This window comes from Bifidobacterium sp. LH_426 (assembly GCF_056356875.1).
In genome coordinates this window covers 303150-320917 of the sequence record NZ_JBKEVB010000002.1, presented here as the reverse complement: position 1 = coordinate 320917, position 17768 = coordinate 303150, and the positions used below count along the sequence as shown (strand labels likewise).

Genomic DNA, 17768 nt, shown 5'->3' with positions numbered 1-17768 from the left:
CCGCATGCCCACATTCGCCTTTGCTCTGCGCCCCCTTCAGGGGGAGCTGGCCGCGCGGCGGGCTGAGGGGGTGCCCGCACGCGCCCCGCCCTATCCCCTCAGCCTTCAGCCCAATCCCCTTCCCGTTGTTCCCCCGTGACGGTTTACTGGGTACCGGTAGCGACACATATAAGAAGGAGTCATCATGGCCACCACGCAGATCACCTCGGCGGAGTTCGAGAAGACCATCACCGGCAACGAGATCGTATTCGTCGATTTCTGGGCGACGTGGTGCGGACCGTGCCGCGCGTTCGGCCCGATCTACGAGGAGGCGAGCGACAAGCCGGAGAACAAGGACATCGTGTTCGCGAAGGTCGACATCGACCAGAACCAGGATCTGGCGGCGGCCGCCGGCATCCAGGCGGTGCCGACGCTGATGATCGTCAAGGACGGCTCGGTCGTGTTCCAGCAGGCCGGCGCGCTGCGCGCCGAGGACCTCGACGACCTCATCGCCCAGGCGAAGAAGCTGGATGTGGCCGCCGCGAAGGCGGAGTCCGGCCAGGCCTGATTCCGGTGGCCGGTCGCGGACCTGGTTCCGCACGTTCGGCGGCGTGCATGCGTGCCGGGCGACCCCTCGTCGCGGGTCGCCCGGCACGCTATGATGTTGGGCAGCGATAGGCATGGGGGTTGAGGAGTTGAGGATATGGTGAACAAGCATACTGACGGAACCGTGGACGAGCCGGACTTCGGCTCGCCGAAGGCGCTGCTCGACGCGCAGGACGACGGCGATTGGGACATCCCGTCGCTCACGTTCCCGTCCGTGGACGAGACGGGAATCCACAAGGCGGGGAAGCCCTCCCTGTCGTTCCCGCAGGTCGACGGCGAGACGACGGTGGCGGCCGGCCATACGGCCATGCCCGCCGTCCCGCTGCCGCAGGCCACGTCGACCAGCGAGACCACCGTGCTGCCGCCGGTGGGCGACGGTCCGACGGCCCCCGCGGCCCACGACGCGGTCGGATCCGAGGCGACCACCGTGCTCACGCCCGGCGGTATCGACGCCGTGGCGGATCCGGCGCGTCCGGAGGCCACCGGCCTGCGCGGCATCATCGAAGGCACCGACGGTCACGGCGAACCGGACGCCGGTGCCGCCGCCGTCCCGCCCGTCGCTTCCTGCGCGGCGGGAGGCGGTGCGACGGCGCGCAGGTCCGCCCCGTCGCGCAGGAAGCTGTTCATCGGCATCGGCGTGGTCGCCGTCGTCGCCATCGCGGCCGGAGTCGCCGCGTTCCACTACGTCCAGCAATCCGGCGAGCAGGCGCGGTTCGACACCGCCCTCGCCGCGTGCAAAACCTCGGCGAACGACGCGACGGAGGCGAACGACGCGCTGGCCGCCGCCCTGAAGAAGGCGAAGGACGCGCAGAACATCACCGCTGACAAGCTCGCCGACGCGCAGACGCTCACGAAGCTCTCCAACGCGATCGACGACGTGCAGTCCACGGACGCGACGCACGCCTGCTCGGCCACGCTCACCACCGCCGAACTGAACGCGCACGCCGAACAGAACACGAAGCTCGCGAGCACTCTCGCCGCCTCCACGAAGTCGCTGAATTCGGCGGTGAAGGCCGTGACCGACAGCCAGGACAAGAAATCCGAGGCCGAGGCCGAGACGATCAAGCAGAACCTCCAGCAGGCGGTGACCGATGCGCAGACCCTGCTGACGGACAGCGAGGGCGCGGTCGCCGACGATTCGACCCGCCAGACCCTCCAGTCCGCCGTCGACAAGGCGAACAGCCTTCTCAAGGAGAAGAAGCCGAAGGCCGCCGACCTCCAGCAGGCGCTCACCGACATCCAGAACGCCACCGCCGCGGTCAACGAGTCGATGAGCTCGCGGTACACCACCAGCGGCTCCACGAGCGGCTCCACCGGCACGGGCAACAGCTACAACTACGGCAACAGCGGCTACGACAACAACAGCTACAACAACGGCAACAACGGGTACGGCTACTCGAACTACGGCTACGGCAGCTACAACTACGGCAATGGGTACGACAGCGGCACCACCGGCGGCACGGACCAGAGCCAGAGCGGCACGCAGAACGGCGGGACCGGTACGGGAACGGGCACCGGGACCGGGACCGGGACCGGCAGCAACAGCTCCGGAAGCACCAGCGGCTCGGGTTCCAACGGCGGAACCGGATCGGGCACGGGAACGGGCACCGGGACCGGCAGCACCGAGGAGTAGCCAGGCATAACCAGGCGTAGATAAAAGAACCGGAAACGACGGCGAACGCCCCTGCGACCACATCGGCCGCAGGGGCGTTCGCCATATCGGCGGCCGGGCCGCCGCGCCGCGTCACAGCTCGAAGCCGAGCTCCTCGGCGGCCGCGGTGGGCACCGGATCCTCGCACCAGAAGTCCTCGAGGTTCTCCGTGGTCGTCAGGGACCGGATCTCCGCCTGGTCGATGTACAGCTCGCCGCTCAGATGGTCGGTCTCATGCTGGAAGATGCGCGCCGGCCAGCCGTGCAGCCGCTCCTTGTGATGGGCACCGTCCTCGTCGTCCCATTCGGCCTCGATGTCGAGCCAACGGCGGCGCACCGCCTGGTAGCCTTCGAAGCTCAGGCAGCCCTCGTAGAAGCTGGCGGTCTTCTCCCCCACCGGCGTGTACTTCGGGTTGATGATCACATGAAACGGGAATTCGGCGATCTCGCGCGGATCGTCCTCGTCGTCGCGCACATGGTCCTCGACGACGGCGAGCGCGAGGCCGAGCCCGATCTGCGGGCCGGCGAGGCCCACGCCGGGCGCGTCGAGCATCGTCGCGCGCATCACGTCGATGAGCTTGGCGAGCGTGCGCTTGGACAGCTGGCCGTCGTAGGCGGCGCACTGGATGCGCAGCACCGGCTCGCCGGCCTCGACGATCGGCAGGATGCCCTCCTTGCCGCCGGATTTGATGAGTTTCTCGACGTCGCGGTTGAGCGCGAGGTCGACCTTCGTGTTCTTGCCGAACATGCGTGACTCCTTATAGGGGTGGGCGGGGTGACCGGGACGTGGCCTACAGGGCGAGTTCCTCGGCGACGACCTTGGCGAGGCGGTCGCACACCTCGTCGGCCTGCTCCTGCGTGGCGGCCTCGGCCATGACGCGCACGAGCGGCTCGGTGCCGGAGGGGCGCAGCAGCACGCGGCCGGTCTCGCCGAGCAGCTTCTCCTCGCGTTCGACGGCGGCCTGCACCTTGGCGTTGGTCGTGGCGGCCATCTTGTCGACGTTCGGGACGTTGACGAGCGTCTGCGGCAGCTGCGGGAAGTCGGCGGCCAGCTCCTTGAGGCTCTTGCCGGAGCGGACGACCTCGTTGCACAGGGTGAGGGCGGTCAGCGTGCCGTCGCCGGTGGTCGCGAACTCGCGGTTGATGACGTGGCCGGACTGCTCGCCGCCCAGCGTGTAGCCGCCGCGCAGCATCTCCTCGAGCACGTAGCGGTCGCCGACGGCGGTCTGCACGGTCTTGATGCCCATGTCCTTCAGGGCGAGCTTCAGGCCCAGGTTGCTCATCACGGTGACGACGAGCGTGTTGTCGGCGAGCTTGCCCGCCTCCTTCTTGGCGCGCGCGAGGATGCCCATGATCTGATCGCCGTTGACCATGTTGCCGTCCTCGTCCACGGCGAGGCAGCGGTCGGCGTCGCCGTCGAACGCGACGCCCATGACCGCGTCGGTGGCCTTGACCATGGCCTGCAGCTGCTCCGGGTGGGTGGAGCCGGCGTGCTTGTTGATGTTGTAGCCGTCCGGGGAGGCGTTGATGACGATCACGTCGGCGCCGGCGCGGCGCAGCGCCTCGGGGGCGACGACGGAGGTGGCACCGTTCGCGCAGTCGGCGACGATCTTGAGGCCGCGCAACGGCTTCGGCTGCGTCTTGTCCGGGTTGAGCGGGGCGATCGACGAGACGAGATGGTCGATGTACAGGTTGGTGGCGGTCACCGTGTCGTGGCTGACGCGGCCCACGCCGGCGCCGGTCGGACGCTCCCAGTCCTGGCCGAGCACCGCCTCGATCTCGTCCTCCTTCGCGTCGGGCAGCTTGTAGCCGCCGCGCGCGAAGAACTTGATGCCGTTGTCGGGCATCGGGTTGTGGGAGGCGGAGATCACGGCGCCCATCTCCACGTTGAGCACGGAGGTGAGGAACGCGACGCCCGGCGTCGGGATGATGCCGGCGTCGATCACGTCGAAGCCGCCGGCGGCCATGCCCGCGGACAGCGCGGAGGCGAGGAAGTCGCCGGACACGCGCGTGTCGCGGCCGACGAGCGCGCGACGGCGGCCCTCGGGCTGCGTCTCGTCCTTCTGTCCGGCCTTGCCCAGCACGCGCACGGCGGCGTCGCCCAGGTCGAGCGCGAGACGCGCGGTCAGATCACGGTTCGCCAATCCGCGGACACCATCGGTTCCAAACATCTTCGGCATTGTTCTGCATCCTTCATTCGAATATCCGGACATCGTCGGGGAGCCGCGCGCCGCGCGCCGCATGGCGCACGCCGGCGCGTCCCCGTTACCTTGCCCCATGGTAATCGGCGTGGGCCGGCAAATCACCCGGCTCGCCCGATTGCCGCCCAAATCGGCCACAATCGTGCGCCGCGCGCACGGCGACGCGCGCACGGCGACGCACGCACGGTGACGCACGATGCGGGAGTCCGTGCCGACTTCCGCGGCGGCGTTCGGTAGGCGGCGTTCAGTAGGTCTTCAGCGCGAGGTCGATGGTGAGGACGACACCGGCGATCACGGCGGCGGCGCGCATGACGTTCGCGGGGATGCGGCGGGTGATGGGCGGGGCGATGTAGCCGCCGATGAAGCATCCGATGCACAGCATGATCGCGGCCGGCCAGTCGACCGCGCCGCGCACGATGAACACAACGGACGCGGTGATGTTCGCGCCCGTGCCGATCAGCGTCTTCAACGCGTTGATCTTGTGGAACGGGCCGATCTTCGCCGCGTCGAGCACGGCGAGCGCGAGCGTGCCCGCGCCGGCGCCGAAGTACCCGGAATAGACGGCGACCGCGACGACGCCGATCCACACCCACCAGGAATCCTGCTTCAGCGGCTGCACGGGCCGTTCGAGGGAATCCGCGCCGGATGCTCCGGCCACGTCGGTAGCACCGGATGCACCGTCCTGCATGCGCGCGAGCTGCGCGTGCGCGTCGGCGGCCGCCTGCTTGGCCTGCATGCGCCCGCGCGGGTTGACGGCGATGATGAGCGACGAGAACAGGATCAGCGCGGGCGCGGCGAATTCGAACACCTTCGGGTCGAGTTCGAGCAGCAGGTACGCGCCGGCCACGCCGCCCACCGCGCCGATGGCCACGTAGACGGCGACACGCAGCGCCTGCCCCTTGAGCTCGCGGTGCGCACCCATCACGCCGCCGATGCCGGTGCCGACCACGCCCACCGTGTTCGACGCGTTCGCGAGCACCGGCGGGATGCCGCAGGCGAGCAGCGCCGGATACGACACGAGCGACGACGCGCCCACCGCGTACCCGACGAATCCCGCGCCCACCCCGGCGAGCAGGATCAACAGCAGCGTGACGACGGAAAAACCCGCGACCATCCCTTCGGCTCCTCTCATGCAAGGCTCCATGGGCGAAGGCCCATGACCTTGTAGGGAGAATACGCCGTTGGGGGACGGGCGCGGGTTTTCTCTTGCTATGCGGACTGCGTCACAGGCTCTCGTTGTACCGGCGGACGGCGAGGGTACGGCGCGAGGAGGCGACGTTCTCGACGACGAGACGCTTCAGGGCGTCGTCGGCGTCGGCGTGGGCGGCGAGCCAGGCGTCGCCGAGCGAGACCAGCGTGGCCGGATCGGCGTAGCCCGGGTAGAGGCCGTTGAGCAGCGCCTCGGCCATGTGGTAGGTCTTGTTCGACCAGATCCAGTCGATCGTCTCGAAGTACTTCGCGGCGTACGGCTCGGCCAGGTCGGGGCGCGGCGTGGCGGCGAACCCGCGGGCCACGGCCTCCAGCTGGCTGTTGGTGAGCTCCGCGTTGTGGAGCGCCTGGTCCCACGCCCAGGCCTTCGCCTCGGCGGTGCCCTTGACCGCGTGCGCGCCGTAGGCGAACTCGCGGTTCTCGGTGGTCTCCTTGCGCTTGAGCTGCGCGTCGATGTCGTCGTCGGAGTACTCGTTCACGGAGGCGAGCGCGTTCACGATCGTCCACGTGAAGTTGTTGTCGATCTCGAGGCCGTCGAACCGCACATCGCCGGAAAGCAGGCCGCGGGCGTTGGCGGCGAACGCGGCGTCGCCCTCCTCGCCGTAGCCGAGGTAGGCAGTGGCGAGCTGGAACTGCGCGTCGGAGCCGGGTTCGGCGGCGCGCACGAGCTCGAACAGCTCGGCGGCCACGTGCTTCAGCACCTCGTCGCGGCGCGAGGCGGCCACGTAGTGGTGCGCGGTGGTGCTCATGCAGGCGAGCGCGTAGCGGAACGTGGTGGATTCGGTCTCGTGCGCGAGCAGGCGCAACGTCATGTCGACGAAGCGCTCGGCCGGGAACTCGCCGTCGCGGGTCATGTCCCAGAAGGCGAGCCAGATGACGGCGCGGGCGAGCGCGTCGTCAACGTCCTGCAGGTGCTCCTCGGCGAAGGCGAGCGAGGCGGCGTCGAAGCGGATCTTCGTGTAGGTGAGGTCCTCGTCGTTGACGAGCAGCAGCGCGGGGCGGCGCTTGCCGGCGGCCGCCTCGACGATCGTGGTCTCGCCGTCCACGTCGAGTTCGACGCGGTCGGTGCGTACGACCTTGCCGGTGGCCTCGTCGAGATCGTAGAAGCCGACGGCGAGACGGTGCGGGCGGAGCACGGCGTGCTCGGCCGGGGCGGTCTGCGTGAGCGTGAGCTTCGCGATCGCGCCGTCCTTGCCCTCCTCGATGGCGGGGAGGATCGTGTTGATGCCGGATTCCTCCAGCCACTTCGCGCTCCACGCCTTGAGGTCGCGGCCGGAGGTCGCCTCCAGCTCGCCGAGCAGGTCGGCGAGCGTCGCGTTCGCGTACGCGTGCTTGTCGAGGTAGTTGTGGATGCCCTGGAAGAACTTCGTGCGGCCCACGTAGAACACGAGCTGCTTCAACACGGAGGCGCCCTTCGCGTAGGTGATGCCGTCGAAGTTCACGTACGTGTCGTTGAGGTCGTTAATCGGCGCGACGATCGGATGCGTGGTGGGCAGCTGGTCCTGGCGCAGCGCCCAGCTCTTCTCGCCGGAGCAGAACGTGGCCCAGGCGTCGTGCCATTCGGTGGCCTCGGCGGTGGCGAGCGTGGAGGTGAACTCGGCGAAGGACTCGTTGAGCCACAGGTCGTTCCACCACTTCATCGTCACGTAGTCGCCGAACCACATGTGGGCGAGCTCGTGCAGCACGGTGACGACGCGGCGCTCGGCGAGCGCGTCGGTCACCTTGGATTCGAACACGTAGGAGTCGCGGATGGTGACCATGCCGATGTTCTCCATCGCGCCCGCGTTGTATTCCGGCACGTAGATCTGGTCGTACTTGGCGTACGGGTAGGGCACGCCCCAGGTCTTCGCGTAGAAGGCGAAGCCCTTCTTGGTGATGTCGAACAGGTAGTCGACGTCCTTGGCGAACGCCTCGGCGAGCGACTGGCGGCAGTACTGCGCCATCGGCACGATGCGGCCGTCCTCGTTCGCGTATTCGGTGTGCCATTCGGCGTACGGGCCGGCGCAGATGGCGGTCAGGTAGGAGCTCATCACCGGGGTCGGCTCGAAGCTCCACAGCTTCGTCGTCTCGTTCGGCTTCGCCTCGAGCGTGCCGTCGGCGGTCTCACGCGCGAAGTCCTCGACGGTCCTGACCGGCATGTTGGAGGTGACGATCCAGCTCTTCGGGGCGAGCACCTTGAAGTCGAAGGTGGCCTTGAGATCGGGCTGGTCGAACACGGCGTACACGCGGCGGGCGTCCGGCACCTCGAACTGGGAGTACAGGTACACGTTGCCGTCGGACGGGTCGACGGAGCGGTGCAGGCCCTCGCCGGTGTTGGAGTAGCGGCACTTGGCCTCGACGACGACTTCGTTCTTCTCCTCGAGGCCGGCGAGCTCGATGCGGTCGTCGGCGAACGCCTCGGCCGGGTCGAGCGCGCGGCCGTTGAGCGTGATCGCGCTCACCTCGTCGGCGATGAGGTCGAGGAAGGTGGACGAGCCGGGCTTCGCGTTGAAGCAGATCAGGGTGTGGGAGCCGAAGGTCTTGGCGCCGACGGTCAGGTCGAGGTCCACGTGGTAGTGGATGGGCGCCTCGACGATGGACTTGCGTTCCTCGGCCTCGATGCGGGTCAGGTTCGATCCGGGCATGGTGTTCCTACTGTTCCTTTCCTATGAACATGCTCCCCCTGGAACCAGGGGGAGCTGGCCGGCCGTCGGGCCGGACTGAGGGGGGGGTGTGCCGGGGTTCCGGTCAGTGCTGTTCGGTGACGTCGGTGGCGATGTCGGCCACGACGGGCACGATCATCGGCTTGCGGCGCAGCTGGCGGGCGATCCAGCCGCCGAGCGTGCGGCGCATGATCTGCTGCAGCTTGTACGTGTCGGTGGTGCCGGCCATGAGCGCGTCGTTCAGCTGCTCGACGATCTGGTGGCGCACCTTGTCGAACTCGCTCTCGTCCTCGGCCACGGCGTTCAGGTAGATCTTCGGGCCGGAGACGACCTCGCGGGCCTCGGAGTCGACCACGACGAACGCGGAGACGAAGCCTTCGGTGCCGAGGATGCGGCGCTTCTCCAGCTCCTCGTCGGTGAGCTCGCCGACCGAGTCGCCGTCGACGTACACGTAGCCGCACGGCACGGAGCCGACGACCGCGGCCTTGCCGTGGTACAGGTCGACGACGTCGCCGTCCTCGGCGAGCACGACGTTCTGCGGGTCGACGCCGGTCTTCACGGCGATCAGGCCGTTGGCGACGAGGTGGCGGTTCTCGCCGTGGATCGGCATCGCGCACTTCGGCTTGACGATGTTGTACATGTACAGCAGCTCGCCCTCGTTGCAGTGGCCGGAGACGTGCACGGCCGCGTTGTCGCGGTTGACGACCTTCGCGCCGAGCTGGACGAGCTTGTTGATGACCTTGTACACGCCGTGCTCGTTGCCCGGGATGAGCGAGCTGGCGAGGATCACGGTGTCGAACTCGTTGATGTGGATGTCGCGGTGGTTGCCGTCGGCGATGCGGCCGAGGGCGGCCATCGGCTCGCCCTGGGAGCCGGTGCACATGTAGACGAGCTTGTCGTCCTGGATGTCGTTGGCCTGCTTGAGGTCCACGACGGTGCCTTCGGGGATGTGCAGGTAGCCGAGGTCGGCGGCGATGGACATGTTGCGCACCATCGAACGGCCGACGAACACGACCTTGCGGCCGTACTTGTGGGCGGTGTCGACGACCTGCTGCACGCGGTGCACGTGCGAGGAGAAGCTCGCGACGATGATCTTGCGGGTGGCCTGCGCGAACGCCTGGTCGAGCGCCGGGCCGATGGAGGTCTCCGGCTTGACGAAGCCCGGCACCTCGGCGTTCGTGGAGTCCATCATGAGCAGGTCCACGCCCTTCTCGCCGATCTTGCCGAACTCGACGAGGTCGGTGATCTTGTGGTCGAGCGGCAGCTGGTCGAGCTTGATGTCGCCGGTGTCGATCAGGGAGCCGGCCGGGGTCTTCACGTGCACGGCGAGCGCGTCCGGGATGGAGTGGGTCACGGTGATGAACTCGAGGTCGAACGGGCCGACCTTGAGCTTGTCGCGGCCTTCGACCTCCACCTTGGTGGGGTTGATGTGGTGCTCCTTGCACTTCGCGTCGACGAAGGCGAGGGTGAGCTTGGAGCCGATCAGCGGGATGTCCTCGCGCAGCTTGAGCAGGTAGGGCACGCCGCCGATGTGGTCCTCGTGGCCGTGGGTGAGCACGAGCGCCTCGACCTTGTCGAGACGGTCCTTGATGTAGTGGAAATCGGGCAGGATGAGGTCGACGCCCGGCTGCTCCTCCTCGGGGAAGAGCACGCCGCAGTCGATGAGCAGCAGGTGGCCGTTGTATTCGATGACGTTCATGTTGCGGCCGATCTCGCCGAGGCCGCCGAGCGGCGTGATGCGCATCGAGCCCTTGCGGTACTTCGGCGGGGCGATGAGCACGGCGTCCTGCTGGGGCGCGGTGGCCTGCGTGCCGACGTTCTGGTGGCGGGCGCGGGAGGCCCCGCCGCGGCCGCGGCCGGTGCCCTTGCCGCGGGTCGAGGAGCCGCGGCGGCGCGATGCGCCCGAGTTCTTGGAGGAGTTCTTGGTGTTCTTGTCTTTGTCTTGTGCCATTGCTTTCTTGTGTTTCCTGTAATTCTTGCCTTCGTGCTCTCACGAAGGCGACAGATGTGTCGGCTCGCGGCCGGCCCATGCACGCGGGAACCCACGTATGCGCGTATGCGTGTGAACGCGAACGGCCCCGGCTCCCCCGCGCGTCGGCGTCGTCATGACGCGCGCGCCGGGGGCGCCGGGGCCTCGTCGCCCGTTACAGCAGGCCTGCGGCCCGCATGCCCATCTCGGCCTTCTCGAGCTGGGTGGCGTCCGGGCCGACGTTCGGCAGACGCATGAACGTGGAGTCGAGCACGCCGCGGACCTTCAGCGCGGCCTTGGCCATGACGGCCTGGTAGCCGTCGCCGTTGAGCGCGTGGACGAGCGGTGCGAGCTGGTTGGCGAGGCGCTGCGCCTCGTGGATGTCGCCGCGGTCGAAGGCCTCGACGAGCTGACGCATGGGGTTCGCGGCCGCATGCGCGATGACGGAGATGATGCCGACGGCGCCGATGGAGAGGAACGGCAGGAACAGGCCGTCGTCGCCCGAATACCAGGCGAGGCCGGTGCGCTGCTGCTTCTCGACGGCGGCGGCGAGGTCGCCGGTGGCGTCCTTGACGGCCACGACGTGCTCGAGTTCGGCGAGACGGTCGTAGGTGTCGACCGTCACCTTGAGGCCGGTGCGGCCGGGCACGTCGTAGACGATGATCGGCTTGTCGGTGCTTTCGTCGACGGCCTTGTAGTGGCCGAAGACGCCGTCCTGGGACGGGCGGGAGTAGTAGGGCATGACGACGAGCACCGCGTCGGCGCCCGCCTCCTGGGTCTGTTCGACCATGCGCACGGTGTGCGCGGTGTCGTTGGAGCCGGCGCCGGAGATGACCGGCACGTCGACGACCTCCTTGACCGCACGGACGAGGTCGACCTTCTCGTCCATGTGGGTGACGGGCGATTCGCCGGTGGTGCCGTTGACGACGAGGCCGTCGGCGCCGTCGGCGACGAGCTGCTTGGCGAGCTTCTGCGCCGCCGCGTAATCGACGTCGCCGTTGGACTTCATCGGGGTGACCATCGCGGGCAGGATACGCCCGAACGGGGCAGGATTCAGCAGATGCATAGCGCTCTCAGTCATAGTGTTCACCGTACTTCGCGTTGTGGACTCTTCTGTAACGTGCGATCACGGGGCGCGATCACAGGTCGAGGAACTTGTCGAGGCCGACGGTGAGTCCCGCGGGGGCGTCGCCGGCGAGCTTGCGCACGGCGAGCAGGACGCCGGGCATGAACGAGCCGCGGTCGAAGCTGTCGGCGCGGATGACGAGCTGCTCGCCGGCGTTGCCGAAGAGCACCTCCTCGTGCGCGTTGAGGCCGCGCAGGCGCACGGCGTGCACGTGGACGCCGTCGACGACCTGGCCGCGCGAGCCGCCGTCGGTCTGGGTGTTGTCCGGCACGGGGCCGAGTCCGGCGGCCTTGCGCGCGGCGGCGATGCCGGCCGCGGTGTGGATGGCGGTGCCGGAGGGGGCGTCCACCTTGTCCGGGTGGTGCAGTTCGATGACCTCCACCGATTCGAAGTACTTGGCGGCCTGCGTGGAGAAGTGGTCGGCGAGCACGGCGGAGATCGCGAAGTTCGGCGCGATGAACACCTTCTGCGTGTCCGGGCGCGGACCGGCGGCGATGGCCTCGCGCACCTCGGCGAGCTTCTCCTCGGTCCAGCCGGTGGTGCCGACGACCACGTCGACGCCCTGCGCGACGAGCGCGAGCACGTTCGTCAGGCTCACGGCGGGCACGGTGAACTCGACGACGACGTCCGTGTTGTCCGGCGTGATGGCGGTGAGGTCGTCGCCCGCGTCGAGCGCGAGCGCGAGCTGCGTGTCGGCCGCGCCGTTCACCGCGTCGACGACGTGCGATCCCATGCGTCCCTTGGCGCCGACCACCGAAACCCTGATCATGTTGTGCTCCTTGTCTTTCTGTATTCCTTGCGTCAGTGCGTTCCCTGCAGGACCGCGGGATGCGGGCCCCGCGGAACCATGCTGTCGTATCCGTCACGAGACTATCACCGCCGTCGCGCCGGCCGCCGTTTCGCCCACCTGTCAGACACCACCTGTCAGACAGCCGTTTCCGGCGGTCCCGGCGGCTATTCCAGCAGACCCAGCAGGTCGTCGCGGGTGAGCGAGGCGATGGACGCGGGCGCGGCCCCGGCGAGCGCGGACGCGTCGGTGAATTGCCGTGCGAGCGCGCTTTTCGCGTGCTGCAGTTCGAGGATGCGCTCCTCGATCGTGTCCTTGGCGACGATCCGGTACACGTCCACGTCATGGCGTTGGCCGATGCGGTGCGCGCGGTCGGTGGCCTGGTCCTGCGCGGCCGCGTTCCACCACGGGTCGGCGTGGATGACGACGCTCGCGCCCACGAGGTTCAAACCCGTGTTGCCCGCTTTGAGCGAGATGAGGAACACGGGGGTCGCATCGGCGTTGAACCGGTCGACGAGTTCGAGGCGGCGTTTCTTCGGCGTGGAGCCGTCGATCCGGTACCAGGCGACGCCCTGCGCGTCGAGCCGTTCGCCGATCAGGTCGAGGAATCCGGTGAACTGCGAGAAGACGAGCGCCTTCTTGCCTTCGGACATGCAGCTGGAGACGAGTTCGGCGATGGCGGCGAGCTTCGCGGACCGGTCCTTCGCGTTCGCGTAGAGGAGCCGCGGGTCGCAGCAGATCTGGCGCAGTCCGGTCAGTTCGGCGAGGATGCGGATCTTCGACGTGTTGAAGTCGTCGTCCTCCTCGTGTTCGAGCTGTTTGCGCAGGCGCTGCTCGTGCGCCGCGTACAGCTTGCGCTGTTCGCCCTCCAATTGCACGGTGACGGTGGTCTCGATCTTGTCGGGCAGGTCGGTGAGCACCTGCGACTTGAGCCGTCGTTTGATGAACACGCCGACGAGCGCCTGGAGACGCCGTGCCACGCGTAGCCCTTCCGGGTTGACCTGCGCGGCGGCGCGCCCTTCGGGGCTCGACGCGTCGGCGGCGCGCGCGTTGGAGATCGGCAGTTCGTAGCGCTCGTGGAACCGCTTGTACGAGCCGAGCAGCCCCGGCATGAGGAAGTCGAAGATGCTCCACAGTTCGCTCAGCCGGTTCTCGATCGGCGTGCCGGTCAGCGCGAACCGGTGCGCGGCGTCCACGGTCTTGACGGCTTTGGCGATCTTCGTCGTGTGGTTCTTGATGACCTGCGCCTCGTCGAGCGCCATCACGTCGAACCGCACGCCGCGGTAGTCGTCCACGTCGCGGCGCAGCAGGTCGTAGGAGGTGATGAGCACGGTGGCCGCGGCGTCGCCCGCCGCATCCGTCACGTCGCCGCCGCCGTCCTCGCCGTCCGCCGCGCCGCCCGCGCACCGCGCGATGGCGGCGCGGCGTTCCGCCTTCGTCCCGGCGACCGTGACGGCGCGCACGCCGGGCGCGAATTTCGCGAACTCGGCGGCCCAGTTGTAGACGAGCGACGCCGGGCAGACGATGAGCGACGGCAGGGCGCGTTCCGGCGGCGTTCCGGCGTTCCGGCGCGCCTCGGCGAGCGCGACGAGCAGGGTGATGAGCTGCACGGATTTGCCGAGTCCCATCTCGTCGGCGAGGATGCCGCCGAATCCCTTGTCGCATAGCGTGCGCAGCCACCGGTAGCCGTCCACCTGATACGGCCTGAGCACCCGGGCGAGCGACGCCGGCACCTGGTAGCGCGCGGGGTCGATGGTCTTGAGCTCGTCCACGTACGCCATGAACGAGGGCTCCTTGACGACGTCACCGCCGGCGAGTTCGCCGTCGAGCAGGAACGCCTGCATACCGGGCAGCGTGACCGGCCCCGCGTCGAGTTCGTTCTCGGACAGGTCGAAGTCGCCGGCGAACCGGTCGAGCGCGTCCAGGTCGGCGCCGCGCAGGTCGACGAACGTGCCGTCCTTGAGCCGGTGGAAGCGTTGGCGGCGGCGGTAGGCGGCGAGCAGCGAGCCGACCTCGTCGGGCGGCACCTCGTCGGCGATCGGCGAGATCTCCACGAGGTTCGACGTGACGGACAGGCCGACCTTCACGCTCGGCGGCTTCGGCGCGAGCATGCGGTCGAACGCGGGCGTGGTGAACACCTTGCCCTGCGCGCGCAACGCGTCGAGGCCCTCGTCGAACAGGGCGACGATGCGCGTCGTCTCGTCGCGGCCGATGCGCGCCGGCCGCGCGGGGTCGTCCACCGAGAAATACGTGCGCACGAGGTCGAGCATGGCCCTCTCGGCGCCGAAGTCACGTCCCGCGCCGACCTCAGGCGTGAGTCCCGGCGCGAAATCGCCGCCGCGCTGCGGCACGACCGTCATCACGCGCGAACCGTACCGGGCCTTCGCCTCGCAGGTGACGCCCTTCTCATCGCGGTCGAGGTAGAACTCGGGTTCGCACTCGACGGGCCGCATCAGCGAGATCTCCTTCGGCACGTTGCCCGCGGGCATGAGGCCGCTGTCGAGCAGACGCGGCAGCAGCGTGCGCGCGAACAGGGGCGCGTCGTCGAAGGCGATGCGCTCGCCCTCCGGAGCGCCCGCGCCGCCGGCGTGCCCCACACCCGCCAGCGCATCCCGCGCGTCCGGCGCGGCGCACACGACGGGCAGCAGGTCGGCGACCGGCTCCAACGCCTTCGGACAGCGCACGAACCGGTATCCGGCGGCGCTCACGTGCAGAGTCTCGCGCCCGCGCCGGGAGAGCGCCGTGCCGCCGGGGCGCACCGCGCGTCCGTTCCCGTCCGCGGGCGGCAGCATCAGCCACATGCCCCGCTCCCCCGCGATCACGGCCGCGACCGGGGGCGTGCCGGCGAGCGCGTACCCGTCGACGCCGCCGTCGCCGCCGATGCGCGTCATCGTCACGATCGGCGCGAACTCGGCCGGCCCGCCGTCCGTTCCGCCGGAGCCGCCGGGCATCCCCTCTACGCGCACGGTGGATGGCGACGACTCGTACCATGAATCGAGCACGAGCCCGATCTCGCTCCCCGCGACCAGGTCGAGCAGACGCGCGACCTCCGAGGTGGCGAGCGTGAGATGCCGACCGAGTTCCACGCCGCCGAAACGGCCGTAGCGCACGTCCTGCACGTCGACGGCGCGGCGCACGTCCGCGACGCGGTCGAGGAAGCCGAGCAGCGCGCGCGACCGGTCGTCGAACATGCCGCGCGTGTGCGTGAACGCGAGTTTCTTCCCGTACTCCCGGTACCGGTGGAACCGCACGTCGTCGAGCAGGTCGTCGATCGATTTGAGCACGTAGGAGGCGCCGCTGCGCGCGCCGATGCGGAACTGGACGCTCCACCGGTCGGACAGGTAAGTGAGGGTCGGCGTGAGCTCCACCTCGCCGGGGCGCGGCGCGCGGGGGTCGGCTCCCGCGCCGCGCCGGGCGCCGGACGCGCGACCGCCCATGCCGTCCGATGTGCCGGCGGCGATCATGGCGGCGCGGCGTTTCGCCTGACGCGTCGTCTCCTCCTGCTCGTCGATGCGCTGCATCGCGGCGAGCAGGCCGCGCGACGAACGCACCGCCGACTTCGCGCCGTACCCGGCGAACCCCTCCGGGTCGGCGACGAACGCGAGCACGAGCGCGGCCATGTGCTTGCAGATGTCGTAGCCGCGCGCGTAGGCGGGGCAGGTGCATCCGCCGCCGGTCACGTCGCCGGTGTCCGTGTGGAAGTACACGTTGACCGTGTAGCGGCTGGACGGGCTGGAGCTGCCGCGGATCCGCCCGGAGATCGTCGCGAGTCCGGTGCGCGCGTCCAGTTCGTAGGCGCAGCCGTCAATCATGCGGCTGCGCGCCGCGGCGATCGTATGGGCGCGCATGAGCACCACGGGCGAGGCGTCGTCCGACAGCGAACGGCGCAGGGCGTTCAGGGGGACGCCGTAGCCCGCGTCGCCCTGATCCCCGTCCGCGTCCCACGCGCCGTAACCGAATCCGCCGAACGCGCCGGCGTCGGCACCGCTGACGTCATCGGCACCGGCACCGGCGTAGCCGTCGTCATAGTCGTCGTCCACATGACCGAACACGCTGAACCCCATGCCGCGGCTCCTTTCATTCCCTGCCATTCTAAGGGGATTCCCACGCGCGGCCGCTATACTGGTGTGCGGCGTCGACGGGTGGTCCGCGGCGACCGCAGTGCACGGCGGCATCGGCATAGGTTCGACCGGGATTCCCGGCCGGGAGGCTTTTCACAACCATGGCACGTATTCTTCTGGGGGTCACCGGCAGCATCGCCGCGTTCAAGGCCTGCCATCTCGCGTCCGACTGGACGAAGGCGGGGCACACGGTCCGCGTGGTCGAGACGGCGGCGGCGGAACGGTTCGTCACGCCGCTCACCTTCACCTCGCTGACCGGCGAACCGACGCGCACCGCGATGTTCCCCGACTCCCCCGCCGTCCCCGGCGATGTGGCCGCGAATCCGGCCCCGGCGACCATCAACCATGTGAAGGACGCCGCCTGGGCGGACCTGCTGGTCGTGGCGCCGGCGAGCGCCGACGTGATCGCGCGCATCGCCGCCGGGATGGCCGACGACACACTCACCTCCACGATCCTCGCCTACGAGGGCCCGAAGCTCCTGTGCCCGGCGATGAACGTACACATGTACGACAATCCGGCCACGCAACGCAACATCGGCGTCTGCCGTGATTTCGGCTGGACGGTGCTCGATCCGGCGTCCGGCACGCTCGCCTGCGGCGACACGGGCCGCGGCCGCATGCCCGAGCCGGAGGAAATCGAACGGGCGGCCGCCGCGCTGCTGGCGGGCGGCGACGGGCATGACGCCGCGGACGCGCGCGACGATCACGACGGACACGCCGACGCGGACGATACGCCGACCGAGCGCATCGACGGGGCGGATTCCCATGGCGCGACCGCATCCCTGCCGCTCAGGGGCCTCAACGTGCTGGTCACGGCGGGACCGACGCAGGAGCCGCTCGACCCGGTGCGGTACCTGACGAACCATTCGACCGGCAAGATGGGCTACGCGCTGGCCGCGTCGGCGGCCGAGCTGGGCGCGCACGTCACGCTGGTCTCCGGCCCGGTCTCGCTGGCGGAGCCGGAGGGCGTGGACGTCGTGCACGTGACCACGGCGCGCGACATGTTCGAGGCGGTGTCGGATTCGTTCGCCGCGGCGGACATCACGGTGATGGCGGCGGCGGTCGGCGACTTCCGCGTCGACGACGTCGCCCCGGAGAAGATCAAGAAGGCGGGGCGCGAGTCGATCACGCTGACGCTCGTGGCGAATCCGGACATCCTCGCGTGGGCGGGCGGACGCAAGCGCGACGACGGCTCGCAGGTGCTGTGCGGGTTCGCGATGGAGACCGAGCATCTGGTGCGCAACGCGGCCAGGAAGCTCGCCGGCAAGCATTGCGACATGCTCGTGGCGAACGATCTGCGCGAGCCTGGCGCCGGATTCGCGACGGACACGAACGTGGTGACCGTACTCACGCCGGGCGGCAAGGACGAGCAGACCCCGCACATCGAGCACTGGGACCTGATGGACAAGACCGCCCTCGCCAAGCGCCTGCTCCTCCGTCTCGCCGCCCTGCGCAAGTAACCACGGCATCGGCCCCGG

Annotated in this window: 11 protein-coding genes; 3 read left to right on the top strand and 8 right to left on the bottom strand. The window is 69.2% G+C overall.

The features are described 5' to 3' along the window. Nucleotides 1–184 precede the first annotated feature (184 nt). On the top strand, nucleotides 185–547 hold the full coding sequence (gene trxA / locus AC1AYD_RS03615; RefSeq protein ID WP_476502554.1) for a thioredoxin: 363 nt from the start codon (nucleotides 185–187) through the stop codon (nucleotides 545–547). A gap of 135 nt (nucleotides 548–682) precedes the next feature. Beyond that, nucleotides 683–2218: a hypothetical protein gene (locus AC1AYD_RS03610; protein WP_476531550.1), complete on the top strand. Its 1536-nt coding sequence runs from the start codon at nucleotides 683–685 to the stop codon at nucleotides 2216–2218. Nucleotides 2219–2329: 111 nt separating this feature from the next. Here AC1AYD_RS03610 and AC1AYD_RS03605 read toward each other — a convergent pair whose 3' ends face one another. The 8 genes from AC1AYD_RS03605 to AC1AYD_RS03570 form a co-directional block, all read right to left on the bottom strand. After that, nucleotides 2330–2983, bottom strand: a complete 654-nt coding sequence (locus AC1AYD_RS03605; RefSeq protein ID WP_476531548.1) for a peptide deformylase — start codon at nucleotides 2981–2983, stop codon at nucleotides 2330–2332. A 43-nt stretch (nucleotides 2984–3026) separates the two neighbouring features. Further along, complete coding sequence (glmM, locus tag AC1AYD_RS03600; protein WP_476502551.1) at nucleotides 3027–4415, bottom strand: phosphoglucosamine mutase; 1389 nt, start codon at nucleotides 4413–4415, stop codon at nucleotides 3027–3029. Between the two features lie 265 nt (nucleotides 4416–4680). Further along, a complete protein-coding gene (locus AC1AYD_RS03595; protein ID WP_476544700.1) occupies nucleotides 4681–5550 on the bottom strand; it encodes a sulfite exporter TauE/SafE family protein in 870 nt (289 codons plus the stop codon). A 109-nt stretch (nucleotides 5551–5659) separates the two neighbouring features. After that, on the bottom strand, nucleotides 5660–8269 hold the full coding sequence (pepN, locus tag AC1AYD_RS03590; RefSeq protein ID WP_476544674.1) for an aminopeptidase N: 2610 nt from the start codon (nucleotides 8267–8269) through the stop codon (nucleotides 5660–5662). Between the two features lie 103 nt (nucleotides 8270–8372). Next, nucleotides 8373–10238: a ribonuclease J gene (locus AC1AYD_RS03585; protein ID WP_476502549.1), complete on the bottom strand. Its 1866-nt coding sequence runs from the start codon at nucleotides 10236–10238 to the stop codon at nucleotides 8373–8375. 193 nt (nucleotides 10239–10431) lie between these two features. Then, nucleotides 10432–11337: a 4-hydroxy-tetrahydrodipicolinate synthase gene (gene dapA, locus AC1AYD_RS03580; RefSeq protein WP_476531545.1), complete on the bottom strand. Its 906-nt coding sequence runs from the start codon at nucleotides 11335–11337 to the stop codon at nucleotides 10432–10434. Between the two features lie 58 nt (nucleotides 11338–11395). Beyond that, nucleotides 11396–12151: a 4-hydroxy-tetrahydrodipicolinate reductase gene (gene dapB, locus AC1AYD_RS03575; protein WP_476502547.1), complete on the bottom strand. Its 756-nt coding sequence runs from the start codon at nucleotides 12149–12151 to the stop codon at nucleotides 11396–11398. Between the two features lie 185 nt (nucleotides 12152–12336). Then, nucleotides 12337–16233 (bottom strand): SNF2-related protein, encoded by a 3897-nt coding sequence (locus AC1AYD_RS03570; RefSeq protein WP_476531543.1) that lies wholly within the window; start codon nucleotides 16231–16233, stop codon nucleotides 12337–12339. Nucleotides 16234–16391: 158 nt separating this feature from the next. On the opposite strand from AC1AYD_RS03570, the gene AC1AYD_RS03565 reads away from it, so the two are divergent. Then, nucleotides 16392–17750, top strand: a complete 1359-nt coding sequence (locus AC1AYD_RS03565) for a bifunctional phosphopantothenoylcysteine decarboxylase/phosphopantothenate synthase (protein WP_476531542.1) — start codon at nucleotides 16392–16394, stop codon at nucleotides 17748–17750. Nucleotides 17751–17768: the final 18 nt, after the last annotated feature.